Origin of the sequence: Flavobacterium sp. LHD-80 (assembly GCF_030929605.1) — a bacterium.
Taxonomy (GTDB): Bacteria; Bacteroidota; Bacteroidia; order Flavobacteriales; family Flavobacteriaceae; genus Flavobacterium.
This window is the reverse complement of sequence record NZ_JAVFVS010000005.1, coordinates 406,388-422,265: the sequence shown is the minus strand read 5'-3', so window position 1 is coordinate 422,265 and position 15,878 is coordinate 406,388. Positions and strand designations below refer to the sequence as shown.

Genomic DNA, 15,878 nt, shown 5'->3' with positions numbered 1-15,878 from the left:
GCTATTTTTATTCAGTAGCTAAAAAAGCTTAGAACCTTAGCATCTCAGAACCTTAGAACCTCAAAAATTAAAAACTATATGCCGCTCCAAAAATAATTCTTCCTGGTTCATCAGGAGATTGGAAATAAGAAATTCTTGCTGTTAGCAAATTAATCGCATTCAGCCATAATCCGCCGCCGTAATCTTGATGCCATTTTCTTGAATTTTCGCCGTCAAGCCAGATTCTTCCGTAGTCAAATCCACCTAGGATTCCGTAGGTTAAAGGTGCAACAGTTTTGTGGATTTTCCCAAGAGTGAAACGTAGATCAGAGCTTTGAGAGAAATACGAACTTCCTAAAAAGCGTTCATTTCTATATCCACGTAAATCAGTATCACCTCCTAAAGCCGCACCATGGTAAAAATCAAAATTGTTATTCAAGATTGCTTTTCCTTTTAAGAATGTGGCCAAAACTAATTTTCCGTTATGATCAATCTTATGCGTAAAGCCTAATATACTTTCAAGAGTCGGGAAATTCTGTTTGGTATCACTTAGGTTTGTGGTCCACATTCCTGAAAGCATAAAATAAATTCCCAAAGTTGGTTTTGCAACAAAATCAGAATTTTTGAAAAGATATTTTACTCTCAAAGCACCATAAGTTTGACTGTCAAATACATTCGGATTTATAATTCCAGGAATATCAATAAATCGGTTTTCAGTTTCTTCCACAGTTAATTTTTGAAGAATTGGCTGTATGCTGAATTCACTTCCAAAACGCCCGACATGTCTTGCCGCACCTGCAACAGTAAATTTTCGGATTCGCACTCTGTTATAATCCATTCCAAATTCGTCGTCATTATTTACCGTTTCGTTTCCATAGCCAAAATAGTTCATTGCAAAATTTGGTGTCGTAAGTTGCGAATCAACGTCAATAACCCATTTCCCTAATAATCCTGGAAAATGTGCTGCATATGTTAATTCAAAACCTCCCGTTGCAAAATAATAGAAACCGTTTAAGATATGTCTTTGTGTATAAGGGTTTTGCTTGAAATTATTTACAGTATAATTCAAATTAAAACCAACTTTTACACCATCATCTGGATTATAGCCAATGTTTGGCAGACCAGCAATTACATTATATTTAGGTTTTTCATAATTGTACAAGTTCACATCATAATCATCTGTAAGCTGTGTTTTGGCTTTAGTCCCGAGGCCTCGGGATAAGTTGTATGTGTTTTCTTTTGATTTAAAATCATAAACAATCACTTTTCTGCCGTTTTCAATGTTGTAAGTGTCATTGTTTTGGCCTCCAATCAATCTAATTTTAATGTCCGATTTCTGATTTCCTTTGACTTCAAAAACATCATTATCATCTAAACCATAAACCCATAAGTTCACAGTTTTATCATCAGTTACCGTTTTGGTGTAAACTAATTCATCACCTTCTTTTTTAGTTCTGAAAACCTGAATTTCAATACTTTTTTTAGCATTGTGATTGATTACAAATTTGTCTTTTTTATCAGTTCCTGCAATCATTACTGTACGGCTCAAAACATCAAAATATTTTGCAGCATATTTCTGAAGATCTCTTTTTCTGCTTTTTAATTTCAGCTTGATTTCGTCAACTGTTTCATCCTGAACTTCTTTAGGCATATTTTTAAATGCAGTATCGATATCCGCATCTGATAAATTTTCCTGAATATATTTTGCTTGTTCAATCCAATCTTTTTCTTCGGCTGTTCTCAAAAAGGCCAAATCCATTGGGTAAGGTTCTCTCCCAAGCCATTTTACATTGATTCTGTCGGCTTTAAAAGATCGCATATGACGAAGCGGTGGCATATTCATAATAAGTGAAAGTAAAGCCCCATCATATTTGACAAAAGCCTGATCGCGGTCGCGCGGAATTGGTTTGTAAATAACTTTGTCGCCTTGTTTGTATTCGCCCCAGCGCCATTGATCGCTATGCCTGTCCCAATCGCCAATTAGAATATCAAATAAACGAGCTTTCATATATTCTTTTTCGTCGACAGCGTATTTTTCATCTTTATGCAAGTTTTTCATCATATCATCTGTGCTGATAATATTAGATGGATTTCCAAAATTTTTGGCATCCAAATGATTATCTGCCGGACGTTCTTCGACCATATAAAGCTGATCACCAAAACTCGCATTAAACTCTTTTAGCCCTTTTTGTTTCGGAATATAATATAAAATTGGGTTTGTGTGCGCAAGTCCAATTTGATCAGACATACTTCCCGTTACATATGGAGCATAAGGATGTGAGGTCGTATAGAAATCGTATAAAAAGTTTTCGGTATAGGTTTTTTCAAAATCGTTTACAATATATTGATCCTTAAACGCAACCGACTGTAAAAATACAGTGGCACTTTTTTTCATAGCGCGCATGATGTATTCACGGCCTTTTGGATCTGACATTCTCAACGAAATAGATTGATGTCCACCGCCTTCGCGAATTGGTTTTAAACCGCCCATCAAAGTATCTACAGTGGCAACTTTAACTTCAACCGGCGTACTGTAATATTTTCGATAATGTTGTCCGAATAAGAATTTGTGAACTAAACTTTTATCCGTCATTTCTTTCGTATAAATCGAAGTGGTGATTTTTGAAGGAAAATTATTTGGAATATCAGCTGCCCAATTTATTTCTTTAGCCTTTATAATCTCGCGTTCAAAAAGCAGTTTTTCTTTGTTGTTTTCATTTCCATAATACGAAACTTTTGCATCTCCGCTTTTAAATAATGTCAGTGTTGCATAACCGTTTCCGCCGTATGAAAAATCATTTTCACTGATTGCTCTTGCAGCTTCAGATTTTGAACCCGCACCGCTGATAATCTGCTGGATATTTTCTTTACTGATGTACTGCAGATTATGATCGTGGCCCGAAACTACAATTACATTTTTCTGCCTTTGTAAAAGTGTCTTTATTCTTTTGGCATAAATCGTATATTGTTTGTTTTGAAGATCCTGCGGACTGGCGCCAGATGTTTTTCGCAATAAATTTATAAAAGAACCAATTATAGGAAGCGGAATTTTTTTCTCTAAAGGAAATAATTGTTTTTCCATCGAAAATTGTCCGCCATGTGTTCCGTTGCTTAATAAAGGATGATGAATGGCAATGATTACGGTTTTTTCCTGATTTTTATTTAAGATACTTTCAAGTTCATCAAAAAAATCTTCTCTCGTTTTAATGTCGCAATTGTCATTAATAGTAGGGTGATTGTTCCAGTCTTCCAAGAACCATTCGCTGTCAATTGTCACTAACGTTGCAGTACTGTCAATTTTGACATCTTCGATTGGACAAGCCTTTCTTGGCAGAAATGCTTTCTTGTCATTTAGATATTTGGTAACAAAATCAGCCTGAAGTTCCAAACCTTTAATACCGCTGTACCAGTCGTGATTTCCGGGAATAAATATGGTTTTTCCTTTAAATCCTTCAGATAATTTCAATTGATTGGTCAATTTTGTCTCGGCTAGCGCTTTGTCTTCAGAGTTTTTATCGCTAGGAAAGCCTTTTGGATAAATATTATCTCCTAAAAAAAGAAGCGTCGATTTTTTACCCGATTTTTTTAGCTTTTGATGTAAAAGTTCCAGTGTTTGCTGGGCTTGTTCTTCGTCAGCATTTCCGGCGTCTCCAACAAGAAAAAAGGTGTGAGCAATTTTTATGGTATCTGTTGCGTTTTCTGTTTCGTTGGCACTAACATTTTTCCCATATTGCGCTTTGCGTGTTGCGCAGGAATAAATAATAAATAGTGCCATGATTGCCAAAGAATAGTTTTTAATCTTTGCAATAAAATGGTTATCCAAAAACAATTTCATATTTTAGTGGTATTAAAATATTCTCTTATGAATCTAATAGAACAATCCGAAGATTTCGTCAGTAATTTACTCAAAGATAAACTTTCTAATTTATATTCTTACCATAATTTTAACCATACTTTCACAGTAGTTACAGCCGTAAAAGAGCTTTGTAAAAAAGAAGATGTAAAAGATGGAGATAAAGAGGCTGTATTAGTTGCAGCCTGGTTTCATGATACGGGATATATCAACGGATATGAGAATCACGAAAAAGAAAGCACTGATATTGCAGCAGACTTTTTGCGCGAAAAAGGAAAATCGGAAGAATTCATTGCGCTTGTTTCGAGTTTAATTTTGGCTACAGCCAAAGGATATGAGCCAAAAACACATTTAGAAAAAATCATTAAAGATGCAGATTATGCCCATTTAATGGGAACTGAATATACTACGACTTGCGAATTGCTTCGTTTGGAACTTAAAAATACCGGAATTGTAAGTTTCTCTAATTCAGAATGGACAAGAGAAAATTTAAATTTCTTGTTGAATAAACATCGCTTTTATACCGATTATGCTTTGCGAAAATGGCAGCCTTTGAAAGAGAAAAATCTAATTCTTATTCAGAAGAAAATTAACAAACAGGAATTAAAAGCAGCATCGGCAATTGATGAGGAAAATAAAAAGAAAGAAAAACTCGAAAAACCAGAGCGTGGCATTGATACGCTGTTTCGCGTGACGCTCGGAAATCATACACGATTAAGCGGTATTGCTGATAGTAAAGCGAATATTTTACTTTCTGTAAACGCGATTATTATTTCGATTGCACTTTCATCAATTATACCAAAATTAGACAGTCCAAAAAATGCACATTTGGTAATTCCGACATTTATAATGTTGATTTCTAGTGTAATCACGATTATTTTTGCAATTCTTTCGACAAGACCAAAAGTGACGTCAGGATTTTTTACACGTGATGATGTTGAAGCAAAAAAAGTTAATTTGATGTTTTTTGGGAATTTCTATAAAATGCCTTTTGAAGAATATGACTGGGCAATGAACGAAATGATGAAAGACAGAGATTATTTGTACTCTACGATGATAAAAGATTTGTATTACCTGGGATTGGTTTTACAGCGCAAATACAATTTACTTAGAATTGCCTACAATCTTTTTATGGTTGGAATAATTATTACGGTAATCGCTTTTGTTATTGCTTTTAAAGAAGTAACGGTTTAAAAAAAGCTCAACTAATTTTAGTTGAGCTCATCTAATAAATCTTGGTAAGTAATTTTTTTTGCGGTTGGACTTACAGTATTATTGATCACTTTTACGCGAATGGCTCTAAGGCCAGAAACACCTTGAAGATCTTCGACTTCAAACTGCTCAATTGCAGGTTCCAATATTTTTTTATGCTGTAAGTACTTGATATACTTTAAGTATTCTGTTTCTTCGTTGTTTTGAGAATAGACAATTGTAATTTTTTCTTTCTCAGTAATTCTCTCTTTTGTTCCTTTAATATTCGATTTGTCAATTCGTTTTTTAACGACTTCATATCGTGCATTATAGGTTCCGTCAACGTCAAAACGTTTTTCATCCATTCTGAATCGGATGGAAAGCGGTACACTGAAAACTAAAATTAATGAGGTAACATCTAATTCATACGGAAGCGATTCTTTAAGTTGATGATGCTCTAATTCCATTTCGCATAATGTCTGCAATTGCCATAATCTTAGATTGTGCAAATACATAATGTCGAAAGGTTTTGTTGGCGAAATCGAAGCCCCAATATATAAATTGTGCTCAACGCCATCCGTTTTAAAACGTTCGTAATAATGCGGATATATTTGCTGTGCTTCAACTTGTTTTTTATCTAAAACCGATGCCATTTTTTTGTTGATAATAGACATTGCATTATCAAACTTTTTTCGTTCCTGATAAAATAAGCCTGATTTTTCGTCCAGACTTTCAAAATATAAAGCTTCTAATTTTTCGTTTTTCTCAGAACCTTTAGTGTTTCTTAAAATCGGATGAATTTCGTCTTCAATATAACGCTGAATATGCTGTTCAGTATCTGCTTTTAGTGGGAAATCTAATTCTTTTCGAAGTGATTCCAATTCAAATTTTCTTTGTTCCAAAAGAACAAGATTTGAATTTGTTTCTTGATTGTCAAAAATCTCTAAAAGCGTCGAAAGCTGATCTTTTAAGTCAATTTTTACGGTTTCATTTCGATGCTCAGACGAACCTTTAATATCAATTTGACCATAAAGCGGATATACACTTTTAAAAACAATTTCTTTAAAAATGTAATCTTTTGTATGATTTATGTTTTGAAAATAATTTTGAGATTCTTTCTTGAATTTCCAGTAAACACTAGGGTGAATCGTAGTATATTCACGCTGAATAATCGCTTCAATTTGATGTTGCATATCCGTATTATAGCGATCAATAGTATCGGTTAAATACGGTAAAATCAATTCCAGTTTTGTAGCGTTGACACTATTTAAATCGCGGATATTTTCAGAAACCAATTCGACAACACCTAATAATTGTTCGTCCTTTATAACTGGTGCAAAAACACAGCTTTTGATGCCTTGTTTCAGTAAATGTTCGCCCAGTCTTTTGTTTGGAGATTCTTCAATGAATTTTTCGACATTCGAAATCACAAAAGGTTCTTTATTGTTCAAAAGATTTTCAAATGAACAGCCAAAAAAAGCATTTTTGCAATCGACTTCCTGATCTGTTTTCAATAGAAAACTTTGCATTTGATTGTCGAACTTAATTGGTCTTATAAATTTTTCTTCTTCAGGATTGTAAATAATGAAACCCACTTTTAAACTCGGAATTTTAAATATCGATCTGAAAATATCTTCAATAATGTCAGTTGAAGTAACGCGTGTTGAATCAGGTTTTAATAAATTGCTTTTTAGATTTGAAATTGCACTTTCTGTAGTAGCGTCAAATAAAGAAACAATTCCGAAACCTTTTAGGATCCAGCTTCGTTTAGGAAACTTAGATTTCCATAATTCAATATCATTATAATTGTCAATTAATTGGTCAATATCGTCCTGTGTTAATTCGATAGCTCTTTCAGTTGGAGTAATTTCCATGAAATCAGCATTGTACAAAATCCTGTAGTGTTTTTCAATTCCTTGTTCGTCTGGAATGTCATAAAAGAAAGGCTTATTGAAATCAACGTTTTGATTGTAGTAATAGGCCAATATTAAACAGCAGTTGTTTATATAGAATTGATGATCATCAAAATCACGAATTTCCATATCGAATTCGTCTCCGGCATTGCGCAGAATTTTCTTGAAACGCTCTGTATAATTAAAAGATAAGTTTTGAAACGGAATTGTAATTGCTTTTATTTCGTTGTTTGTCAATGCTGTTGGAAATAAATCGGCAACTATATTTTTGATTAAACCTTCGTTGTTTTTAATAACATTATAATCATGAATTCCAGTTCTGAATTCAGGAAAAGGTTCCACTTCTTTTAAAATGGCTTTGGCGTAATTAGAGCGGTAATCTACATCAGACGCTGCAATTTCTTCAAAAGACTCAAGTAGTTTGTGAAAAGAGATTATGGTTTCGAAAGGACTTTCATGTGGTAAAAGGCGTTCCATATGTTTTTGTTTTTAGAAGTACAAAATTAAGCAAATATTAAGAATCGCCGACATTTTGCTATTTCTTTCGCTTATGATTAAATAGTTAATTCCTTTATCAATAAAGGGTTTTGAAACGGGCTTTGATAATTTAACTAAAAATTAACACTTTAAATAACGGAACGATCGTTCCGTTATTATATCTTTGTACCATAATAATTGAATAATCAATAACTTAAAAACAAATAAAAATGAAAAATTTAGAAAACAAAGTGGCAATCGTAACAGGTGGAAACAGTGGAATAGGATATGCAGCTGCTGCAGAATTAGCATCAAAAGGTGCAAAAGTAATTGTAACAGGAAGAAACAAAGAAGCTTTGGCTAAAGCCGAAACAGAATTAAACGTTACCGGAATTGTTGCTGATCAATCTGATTTAAAATCAATTGATAATTTAGTAGAAGAAGTAAAATCAAAATTTGGAAAAGTTGATATTTTATTTTTAAATGCTGGAATTGCAGCTTTTGCTCCAGTAGATTCAGCTTCTGAAGATCATTATGACAGTATTATGAATGTGAACGTAAAAGGAGTTTATTTTACAGTTCAAAAAGTATTGCCAATTTTAAACGAAGGCGGTTCTATTATTTTTAATACCTCAGTAAATGCACAATTAGGAATGCCAGGTTCAAGCGTATACGGAGCAAGTAAAGCAGCAGTTTTATCACTAAACAGAATTTTTGCAGCCGAATTAGCTGGAAGAAAAATCAGAGTAAATGCGGTTTCTCCCGGTCCAATTGAAACTCCTTTATATGGTAAAGTAGGTTTAGAAAAAGAAGAAGTAGAAGGTTTAGGAGCTGCTTTAGGAAATAAAATTTTATTGAAACGTTTTGGACAAGCTTCAGAAGTTGCAAAAACAATTGCTTTTCTTGCTTCAGACGATTCATCATTTATTACAGGAACAGAAATTGTTATTGACGGTGGACTTACTGTAAATACAGTATTATAATTTTTTTGACTAATTCAGGAACGATTGTTCCGTTTTATTCTTATATTTGTATAGAAATTTAATTTTGAAACAATGGCTAGAACGAAAGAATTTAATGAAGATCAGGCTTTAGACAAAGCCATCGAAATTTTTTGGCACAAAGGCTATAACGGAACTTCTGCTCAGGATTTAGTAACTTATTTAGGTTTGAGTCGCTCAAGTTTGTACGATACTTTTGGCGATAAGCAAAAGCTGTTTTCAAAATCTTTACAGCGCTATCAAAAACAGGCACAAGAAACTGTAAAAGAGCTATTAGAAAAATCCGAAAATGTTAAAGAAACATTGCATGATATTTTTAAGCAGGCCGTTATAGAAAGTCTTGAAGACCGAATTACAAAAGGCTGTTTTATGGTTAATTCTTCTGTAGAGCTTGCTATGCACGATGAAGAAATTGCAAAAATTGTAAAAAATAATAGCCAGACAATGGAAGAGGTTTTTACGAATGCTGTAAAAAAAGGGCAGGAGGCAGGACATATTTCCAAACAGCAAGACACAAGAGTTTTAGCTAGATTTATCTTTAATAATTATTCGGGGATTAGGGTTTTGGCTAGAACTGGTGAAAGAGATAAACAAGTTTACGATGATATTGTAAAAGCAGTATTCTCGATTTTATAACATCAAAATTTGCGATAAAAAAAAACGGCAATTACAAATGTAACTGCCGTTTTCTGTTTTAAGTAAGTAATAGAAAATGAAAACTTCTTAGTTTTTTTCTTCTTTGTTGAAGTAAACTAAGTAGTAATACATTTGTTTTTCTTCATCCCAGCCTTTTTCAACAAATTTTTCAGCGCTTTCAGGATTGATAAAATCCATTTTGATCTGAATGTGAGTATCTAAATTGATCACATTTTTAATCGATTTTCTAGCGTCAGAAACTGCTGCGTTGGCAATTGGGAATGAGGTTACATCTTCGATGCTGTATTTTTCTCCTTTATCAACTTTATAGTTTTTAAATTCAGGAATCAAATCAGGATTGTCTAATACTTCATTCAAGAAATTTTGTTCTTCAAACTGATCATTTTTAGCAAAATAATTCACAGATCGGTTCATAAACATTACTTCCTCTTTCTTGTCTTCAGCTGGCAAAACAACGTCTTTTGCGAAGTTTTGACAGAACTTTAAATATTTTTTAGTGATGAAATTTTCATCTTCAAAAGCATCCACAGATAAAAAGTGCTCCAACCAGTAACGTGCGTCATAACGGTTGCTATCTACAGTCAGGATTTTGTATCCTTCTTCTTTTTTATAATTGAAGATCAAACAACCTTTATCTAATTTACTCAAGTTGATTCCTTGCTGTAAAATCATTTCAAGATTGCTGTCTTTTTCTTCAAATTGTAAAAAGTCGGCTTGTAATTCGCTTTTAAAAATTCCGATTGCATCAACTACATTATTGTCAATGCTTAAGTTAGTCAAATACGTTACATAAACCTCTCCGTTTTTAATGTGCGGGTGATTTGACTGTTCGTATAAATGCTTTGTAATTTTTTTTGAAACCTCTTGAACACTAGCTGGATTAGCGAAAATTTCAGTCGCATATTTAAACATGTCGTTGTAATCCAAGTCCACTTCGTGTGCAAACTGATAATAGTTTTCTTCTTTTTCTCTAAAAGGCTTAAAAAAGTATTCTTTTATCAAAGGAACAATCTCATCATTTAAATTAAATGGTTGCTCTGATAAAAAAATAGCTTCGTTACGGCTTTTATTTCCTACGCGATGTATGGAAAGCGTCTCGATGTGGGTGTTGAATAGGTTGATCATTTTTTTTAAGGTGCTGAGGTTCTAAGATGCTAAGGTACTAAGGTTTAGTTCTATCTTTTATTTTTTTTATAAAAGAAACTAACATTCTTTCTACTTCGCGACTGTCCTCATATAAGTTGTTAAAATCTTGTTCTTTAAGATAGGATATGTTTTTTGCTATTTCTAACTGAGTCTGCATTTCAAATAATGATCCAATAGATATGTTTAAAAAGCGTAAAAGATCTTTATCACTTTCTCTTCCAAATCCTTCTGCAATATTACTTGGGATAGAAATAGAACTACGTCTAATTTGTGAAGTTAACCCGAAGATTTCTTCTTTTGGAAAATTGTTTGTTGAAAAATAAATTTTGCTTGTCAAGGCCATTGATTTCTGCCAAATAAGAAGACTTCTAAAATTACTCATGTTTAATATTTTTAATTTGAAGAATTAAAAACAAGAAAAAACTTTCAAAATAAAAACCTTAGCACCTTAGCCTCTCAGAACCTTAGAACCTCAAAAAAAAATTAATTCCAATTCTCCTCAAATCCATAATCTTCAAAGCTGTCGTCGCCTTCGAACATGTCAAGATCATCTTCGTCTAGGTCGTCTTCAAATTCTCCGTAGATATCGTTGTGCATGTCATCAGCTTCGAAGCTTTTTTCGGTAGCTTCATCAGGCATTTCACCGTGAGAGAATAAAGTTTCTGGGTATGTTGCTCCAACGGCTTCATCTTCAACTGCAGCCAATTCAACTAAGAAAGTCCACATGCTGATGAAATCGTAAACGTAGATAATTTTAGTATTTTCTTTGTCTAAAATGCTAGATAACGGGTAATCGTTCATGGTTCTGATTTCGCCAGGAACATCACCTGTATCAAAAAGCGGAATTTCATCTTCTTGATTCCAAGTTTCGTCGCAAGTATAAAATGAAGCCACTTCTGATCCGTCAAAGCCAAAAGCGTTGAAGATTGCATTGTGTAAATCCTCAAGTGTATCTTCCTCAAGAATAGCAATGTCTCTAAAAATATCTTCTTCGGCGTCTAGAATAACTCTAAATTTATAAACCATAATCTTTGTTTTTATTGAGAGGTCAAAGGTAAAATATAAAAAACGAAATACGAATTGTGAATCGAGATTTGTTGAAAAGATTTTAATCTTTTGATTTACTGTAGATTATTTAGCTGGTGCTCCTGCAAGGTTTTCAAAACCTTGTAGGTTTGTAATTGTATTAAAGTTATACCTACAAGGTTTTGAAAACCTTGCAGGAATAGGGATTAGAATTTCTTCCCAGTCAATCTCTTTCTGATTTTATGATAATGTTTGTGATAGGTACTATGACTAGGATAACTTCTGCTTGAAGTCATATTGTTAAAAACCAAGGCTGTTAAAAGCAAAATCATAACTCCTGTGAAAACTGGAGAAAGCACGTACATATAACCAAGTGCTTTTACTTTTTCGGTTCCTATAACAGCAATTAATGCTGTTGCACCTCCAGGGGGGTGAAGCGTTTTTGTGATCTGCATTAAAATAATCGCGATTGAAACGGCTAATGGAGCAGCAATGTACATTATGTCTGGAACCAGTTTATTTACGGTTACACCAACAAGAGCTGAGATTACATGACCTCCAACTAAATTTCGAGGCTGTGAAAACGGACTCTGAATAATTCCGTATACTAAAACACTCGAGGCTCCAAACGAACCAATTAAATAAACAGCATCACTGCCAGAAAAATGCATGGACTGAACGTAAGCCAAAATTCCAATTCCGACAAATGATCCTAAAAACGACCAGAAATGCTCTTTATAATCGATTAAAGTTTCTTTATAAAGAATATAACGTGTTTTGCGATAGCTTCTTTTTATTTTTTGAGTGGGCATAGTATGTGGTATTATTTTGCTCGTTATGTTTTTAAATACACTTTGAGGTATAGTATTAGTATTTATTGCTTTGTGAATCTGTAGCTTGTAGGTTTGGGTTATTTGATTAAGCTTGGAGAATAACTATATACGGTATATGGATAAATTGTTTTTGCAGTGTATTTTGAGATTAAACAAACTACAAGAATTGGGAAAAACAAAGTATAATCGTTTGTTAAGCCACAAACCAGAAAAATTGCGGTAAAAGGCGCGTGAATACTAGCGCTCAAAACAGCAGCCATTCCGATAATCATAAAATTCACTGGAATTACATTTACATGAAAAAAGGTATTTAATATTGAAGCCAATAATAATCCTAAAAATGCACCGATAAATAAACTTGGTGCAAAAACGCCACCATCACCTCCAGAAGCAAGAGTAATAGAAGTTACAATTGGTTTTAAAATTAATATCCCGATGAATGTCAATGCCAAAGTTATAGTTAATGGAAGCTGGCTTGAACTTCCAAAAATCCCTTTTATAGCGTGATAACCTTCTCCATACAGCTGCGGAAAAGTAAATAAAGAAATACTTAAGACAGCTGAACCAATTAGGATTTTGTAATAATGTGTGTCAATTTTTCCAAATTGCGATTTAAAGAATAATACGCAACGGGTTAAATAAACGGAATTAATCCCTGCTAAAATTCCTAAAAGAATAAAATACGGAATCGCTTTTAAATGCCAAGTTGCAATTGAAACCGCAAATAAAGGTTCTTCTTTTAAAATGGTTAATAAACCAAAGGCAATCGAAACGGCAATTACATTTGAAATGATAAAAGCACGAGTTACTTTTCTGGAAATTACTTCAAGAGCAAATAAAATACCCGCAATTGGACTGCTGAAAAGCGCTGTAACGCCCGCCGCAACTCCCGCACAGATTAATTCGGTTTTATATTGACGAAAAACATTTTCTTTTTCGTGGGCAACTGAACCAATTGTAGCCGTAGCAACAACGGTTGAAACTTCAATTCCGGTTGAACCTCCAAAAATAACTGTCAATAATCCGTTTATAAAGTGGGAGGGAATTTTGTATGAAGGAAGATTTTTTGTGGTTTTAGTACTTTCAAAAACCTCTTTGATTCCTTTATTTTCTTTTTTCTTAAAAAGATATTGTCTTAGAAAATAAATAACTGATAATCCGAAAACGGGAAAAATGATGTAAAATATGGGATTAACCGAAACTTCATGGAAGAAGATTTCTTCGTAATATTCGGTTATTTTTTTTAATGAAATTCCGAGAAAGGCAGAAAGAAAGCCAATTAAAATAGAAACAATAACTAATTTTCGGAATTTAATAAATTGATGATTTTTTTTGATTTGCGCCGTTTTGTTCATCAGAAGTGATTTTGTGTCGCCGGATTTTATTTGCGATTTCACAAAATTAGGCAATCAAATCTGTTTTTTAATAATAATTGGTCTTTATTATATGTTAAAATTATTAAAATAAGAAAATTCTTTCAGTGATGGATTTTGCCACGAAGGCACAAAGACACTAAGTTTTTTAATAGCGTCCAGCTTTAGCTGGATGTCATAAAATAATTGCCAAAAAAGGCTTTAGCCAAAGTCATTCTTTGGCTAAAGCCCTTGTTGTTGTCAAATTATATTCCTCCAGCTAAAGCTGGAGGCAACTCATAAATCACAATAATAAAAAACTTAGTGTCTTTGTGCCTTCGCGGCAAAAAACCTAACGCTCATAAAACTCAATCGGCAATAAATCAGGATCGGCAATAAAAGTAAATCGTTTTTCAGTTGTTTCGTCAATTCTTATGGGTTCTGATTCTATATTTTTAGAATCTAAAAAAGAGATGGTTTCTTCTAAATTAATTACTTCAAAAGCCAAATGTCTTAAACCAACGGCCTCGGGTCTTGAAGGTCTTTGTGGCGGATTTGGAAATGAAAACAACTCGACAACATACGAACCATTCAAAGCCAAATCCAATTTATAAGATTGGCGCTCTTCGCGGTAAATTTCTCGAATAATAGTTAAGCCTAAAATTTGGGTATAGAAATATTTCGATTTTTCGTAATCGGAACATAAAATGGCAATATGATGAACTTTATTAAGGGTAAGCATTATTTTTTTGATTCAGGTTCTTGATTTAATTTTCGAATTACTTTTGCTGGATTTCCAACAGCTAATGAATTGTCTGGAATGTCTTTTGTAACTACAGATCCAGCGCCAATAACACAACCTTTTCCAATTGTCACACCAGGACAAATAACAGAATTTCCACCAATCCAGCAATCGTCGCCAATTGTAACCGGATATGCATTTTCAAGCGTTTTTCTTAATTCAGCGTCAAGCGGATGCGAGGCAGTATAAATTTGAACATTTGGCGCAATAAATACATTTGATCCAATATTTACCGGAGCGCAGTCGAGAACAACACAATTCACATTAAAATAAACGTTTTCACCGCAAAAAATATTATAACCATAATCACAATGAAATGGTGGCTCTATATATAGGCCAGCTCCTGCATTCGGAATTAATGTTGCCAAAATTTCTTTTGCTTTTTTGGTAACTCTGTATTCTTTCACATTTAAGCTGTGCAAAAGATTTTTTGCTGCTCTTCGGCCTTTAAGCAATTCTGGATCAAAGGCGTTATAATATTCGCCAGAGATCATTTTTTCTTTTTCAGTTTTCATATTTTACATTTTCGTCTTGGCAATTTTGTCATGTATTTTTACAGTTTCCTGCAAAGCTGCGGTGCAGTACCAAGGCGTTAATTCGGCTTCGAGTAAATTGGCTTTTATTGCGGGATCAGTTGCAACTAGTGCTTTGGCTTCTTCTACAGTTTCAACATTAAAAACATAAATTCCTCTATAATTTCTGTCGTTTTTCATAAAAGGTCCGGCGACAACCAATTTTCCTTCTTTAGCTAATTTGTTGATATTGGCCATATGACCTTCAAAAAGCTTTTTGGTTTCTTCTTTTGAAGCCGTCGTATTAGTTCCCGATTTTAAAAGGCAGAAAACATATTTCTTCATTCCGTATTCATCGGCATTTAGGGATTTTGCCAATTTCTCATCATATTTGACTTCGGTTTCTTGGGAAAATCCTATGGCGCCTAGCAGTAGAAACACGAATAATAATATTGATTTTTTCATAAGATATTTATTTAAAATGGATCTCAATTTTGTCATTCTGAGGAACGAGGAATCTCCGCAAGTAACTCCGTGACGAAAATCCAATCTTTGTAGAGTCACTCGCGGAGATTCCTCGTTCCTCGGAATGACAAGATTGCTCAAAAAAGCAAATTTTGTTGTCTGCTATAGCAATTTCTTCAAAATAACAATCTGTCCTAAATGATAAACATCGTGCTGAATAATTCCGTGAATATCTTCATAAAAATTATGATTATTATTTTGATCTATTTTCTCGAAATCCGCGTCATTAAAATTATTCAAACAATCATTCCATAATTCCTGAGATTTTGCCAGACTTTGTAGTGATTGTTCCCAGGCAGGTTCAGATGAATCTAAAATTGGTACAAAATAATTATGATCGGGAGTTGTGATTATTTCTCCTTGAACACGTTTTAAAATGTTTCTTCTCCATTGTATTAGGTGATTGACAATTTCCCAAATCGTGTTTAAATTAGGATTGATTTTTTTATAAGCTTGAGCTGCAGTTACATCTTTTAAAGTATCTGCTAAGGTCACTTCAAGCCACGGATTTCCATTATAAATGGATTGATACAAATTCGAAACTCTTTTACTTTCTGACATACTTAGGTGTTTTTTGGAATTCCTAGCTAAGATACAAATTAGTAATTTAC

Annotated in this window: 14 protein-coding genes; 3 read left to right on the top strand and 11 right to left on the bottom strand. The window is 33.4% G+C overall.

Annotated features, from left to right (window positions below; genetic code table 11):
* Window positions 1-67: 67 nt before the first annotated feature.
* Entirely contained in the window at window positions 68-3,754 is a 3,687-nt protein-coding gene (locus RB619_RS09885; RefSeq protein WP_308096906.1) for a metallophosphoesterase, read from the bottom strand.
* A gap of 87 nt (window positions 3,755-3,841) precedes the next feature.
* On the opposite strand from RB619_RS09885, the gene RB619_RS09880 reads away from it, so the two are divergent.
* A complete protein-coding gene (locus tag RB619_RS09880) occupies window positions 3,842-5,026 on the top strand; it encodes a Pycsar system effector family protein (protein ID WP_308096904.1) in 1,185 nt (394 codons plus the stop codon).
* Between the two features lie 17 nt (window positions 5,027-5,043).
* On the opposite strand, the gene RB619_RS09875 is transcribed toward RB619_RS09880, so the two are convergent.
* Entirely contained in the window at window positions 5,044-7,413 is a 2,370-nt protein-coding gene (locus tag RB619_RS09875; protein ID WP_308096903.1) for a GAF domain-containing protein, read from the bottom strand.
* A gap of 230 nt (window positions 7,414-7,643) precedes the next feature.
* Between RB619_RS09875 and RB619_RS09870 the strand changes: the two genes are divergently transcribed.
* The gene (locus tag RB619_RS09870) at window positions 7,644-8,396 is read left to right on the top strand and encodes an SDR family oxidoreductase (RefSeq protein WP_308096901.1); all 753 of its coding nucleotides are present in this window, start codon (window positions 7,644-7,646) and stop codon (window positions 8,394-8,396) included.
* A 72-nt stretch (window positions 8,397-8,468) separates the two neighbouring features.
* A complete protein-coding gene (locus tag RB619_RS09865; RefSeq protein ID WP_308096900.1) occupies window positions 8,469-9,050 on the top strand; it encodes a TetR/AcrR family transcriptional regulator in 582 nt (193 codons plus the stop codon).
* A gap of 87 nt (window positions 9,051-9,137) precedes the next feature.
* On the opposite strand, the gene RB619_RS09860 is transcribed toward RB619_RS09865, so the two are convergent.
* The 9 genes from RB619_RS09860 to RB619_RS09820 all read right to left on the bottom strand — a co-directional run bounded on the left by RB619_RS09860 (window position 9,138) and on the right by RB619_RS09820 (window position 15,828).
* Window positions 9,138-10,196 (bottom strand): nucleoid-associated protein, encoded by a 1,059-nt coding sequence (locus RB619_RS09860; protein WP_308096899.1) that lies wholly within the window; start codon window positions 10,194-10,196, stop codon window positions 9,138-9,140.
* A 37-nt stretch (window positions 10,197-10,233) separates the two neighbouring features.
* On the bottom strand, window positions 10,234-10,599 hold the full coding sequence (locus RB619_RS09855; protein WP_308096898.1) for a four helix bundle protein: 366 nt from the start codon (window positions 10,597-10,599) through the stop codon (window positions 10,234-10,236).
* A 101-nt stretch (window positions 10,600-10,700) separates the two neighbouring features.
* Window positions 10,701-11,243 (bottom strand): hypothetical protein, encoded by a 543-nt coding sequence (locus RB619_RS09850; RefSeq protein ID WP_308096896.1) that lies wholly within the window; start codon window positions 11,241-11,243, stop codon window positions 10,701-10,703.
* A 206-nt stretch (window positions 11,244-11,449) separates the two neighbouring features.
* On the bottom strand, window positions 11,450-12,055 hold the full coding sequence (locus tag RB619_RS09845) for an HPP family protein (RefSeq protein WP_308096895.1): 606 nt from the start codon (window positions 12,053-12,055) through the stop codon (window positions 11,450-11,452).
* 98 nt (window positions 12,056-12,153) lie between these two features.
* A complete protein-coding gene (locus RB619_RS09840) occupies window positions 12,154-13,431 on the bottom strand; it encodes a chloride channel protein (protein ID WP_308096894.1) in 1,278 nt (425 codons plus the stop codon).
* A 349-nt stretch (window positions 13,432-13,780) separates the two neighbouring features.
* The gene (locus RB619_RS09835; protein ID WP_308096892.1) at window positions 13,781-14,170 is read right to left on the bottom strand and encodes a VOC family protein; all 390 of its coding nucleotides are present in this window, start codon (window positions 14,168-14,170) and stop codon (window positions 13,781-13,783) included.
* Window positions 14,170-14,745 (bottom strand): sugar O-acetyltransferase, encoded by a 576-nt coding sequence (locus RB619_RS09830; RefSeq protein ID WP_308096890.1) that lies wholly within the window; start codon window positions 14,743-14,745, stop codon window positions 14,170-14,172. The genes RB619_RS09835 and RB619_RS09830 overlap by 1 nt, the downstream gene beginning before the upstream one ends.
* Window positions 14,746-14,748: 3 nt before the next feature.
* Entirely contained in the window at window positions 14,749-15,207 is a 459-nt protein-coding gene (locus tag RB619_RS09825; RefSeq protein WP_308096888.1) for a YciI family protein, read from the bottom strand.
* A 162-nt stretch (window positions 15,208-15,369) separates the two neighbouring features.
* On the bottom strand, window positions 15,370-15,828 hold the full coding sequence (locus tag RB619_RS09820; protein ID WP_308096886.1) for a DinB family protein: 459 nt from the start codon (window positions 15,826-15,828) through the stop codon (window positions 15,370-15,372).
* Window positions 15,829-15,878 lie beyond the last annotated feature (50 nt).

Bases quoted from the DNA above. Each gene is read 5' to 3' on its own strand.
- RB619_RS09835 (WP_308096892.1), bottom strand. From the start codon at position 14,170: ATGCTTACCCTTAATAAAGTTCATCATATTGCCATTTTATGTTCCGAT.
- RB619_RS09875 (WP_308096903.1), bottom strand. From the start codon at position 7,413: ATGGAACGCCTTTTACCACATGAAAGTCCTTTCGAAACCATAATCTCT.
- RB619_RS09865 (WP_308096900.1), top strand. From the start codon at position 8,469: ATGGCTAGAACGAAAGAATTTAATGAAGATCAGGCTTTAGACAAAGCC.
- RB619_RS09860 (WP_308096899.1), bottom strand. From the start codon at position 10,196: ATGATCAACCTATTCAACACCCACATCGAGACGCTTTCCATACATCGC.
- RB619_RS09820 (WP_308096886.1), bottom strand. From the start codon at position 15,828: ATGTCAGAAAGTAAAAGAGTTTCGAATTTGTATCAATCCATTTATAAT.
- RB619_RS09855 (WP_308096898.1), bottom strand. From the start codon at position 10,599: ATGAGTAATTTTAGAAGTCTTCTTATTTGGCAGAAATCAATGGCCTTG.
- RB619_RS09880 (WP_308096904.1), top strand. From the start codon at position 3,842: ATGAATCTAATAGAACAATCCGAAGATTTCGTCAGTAATTTACTCAAA.
- RB619_RS09825 (WP_308096888.1), bottom strand. From the start codon at position 15,207: ATGAAAAAATCAATATTATTATTCGTGTTTCTACTGCTAGGCGCCATA.
- RB619_RS09845 (WP_308096895.1), bottom strand. From the start codon at position 12,055: ATGCCCACTCAAAAAATAAAAAGAAGCTATCGCAAAACACGTTATATT.
- RB619_RS09885 (WP_308096906.1), bottom strand. From the start codon at position 3,754: ATGGCACTATTTATTATTTATTCCTGCGCAACACGCAAAGCGCAATAT.
- RB619_RS09870 (WP_308096901.1), top strand. From the start codon at position 7,644: ATGAAAAATTTAGAAAACAAAGTGGCAATCGTAACAGGTGGAAACAGT.
- RB619_RS09840 (WP_308096894.1), bottom strand. From the start codon at position 13,431: ATGAACAAAACGGCGCAAATCAAAAAAAATCATCAATTTATTAAATTC.
- RB619_RS09850 (WP_308096896.1), bottom strand. From the start codon at position 11,243: ATGGTTTATAAATTTAGAGTTATTCTAGACGCCGAAGAAGATATTTTT.
- RB619_RS09830 (WP_308096890.1), bottom strand. From the start codon at position 14,745: ATGAAAACTGAAAAAGAAAAAATGATCTCTGGCGAATATTATAACGCC.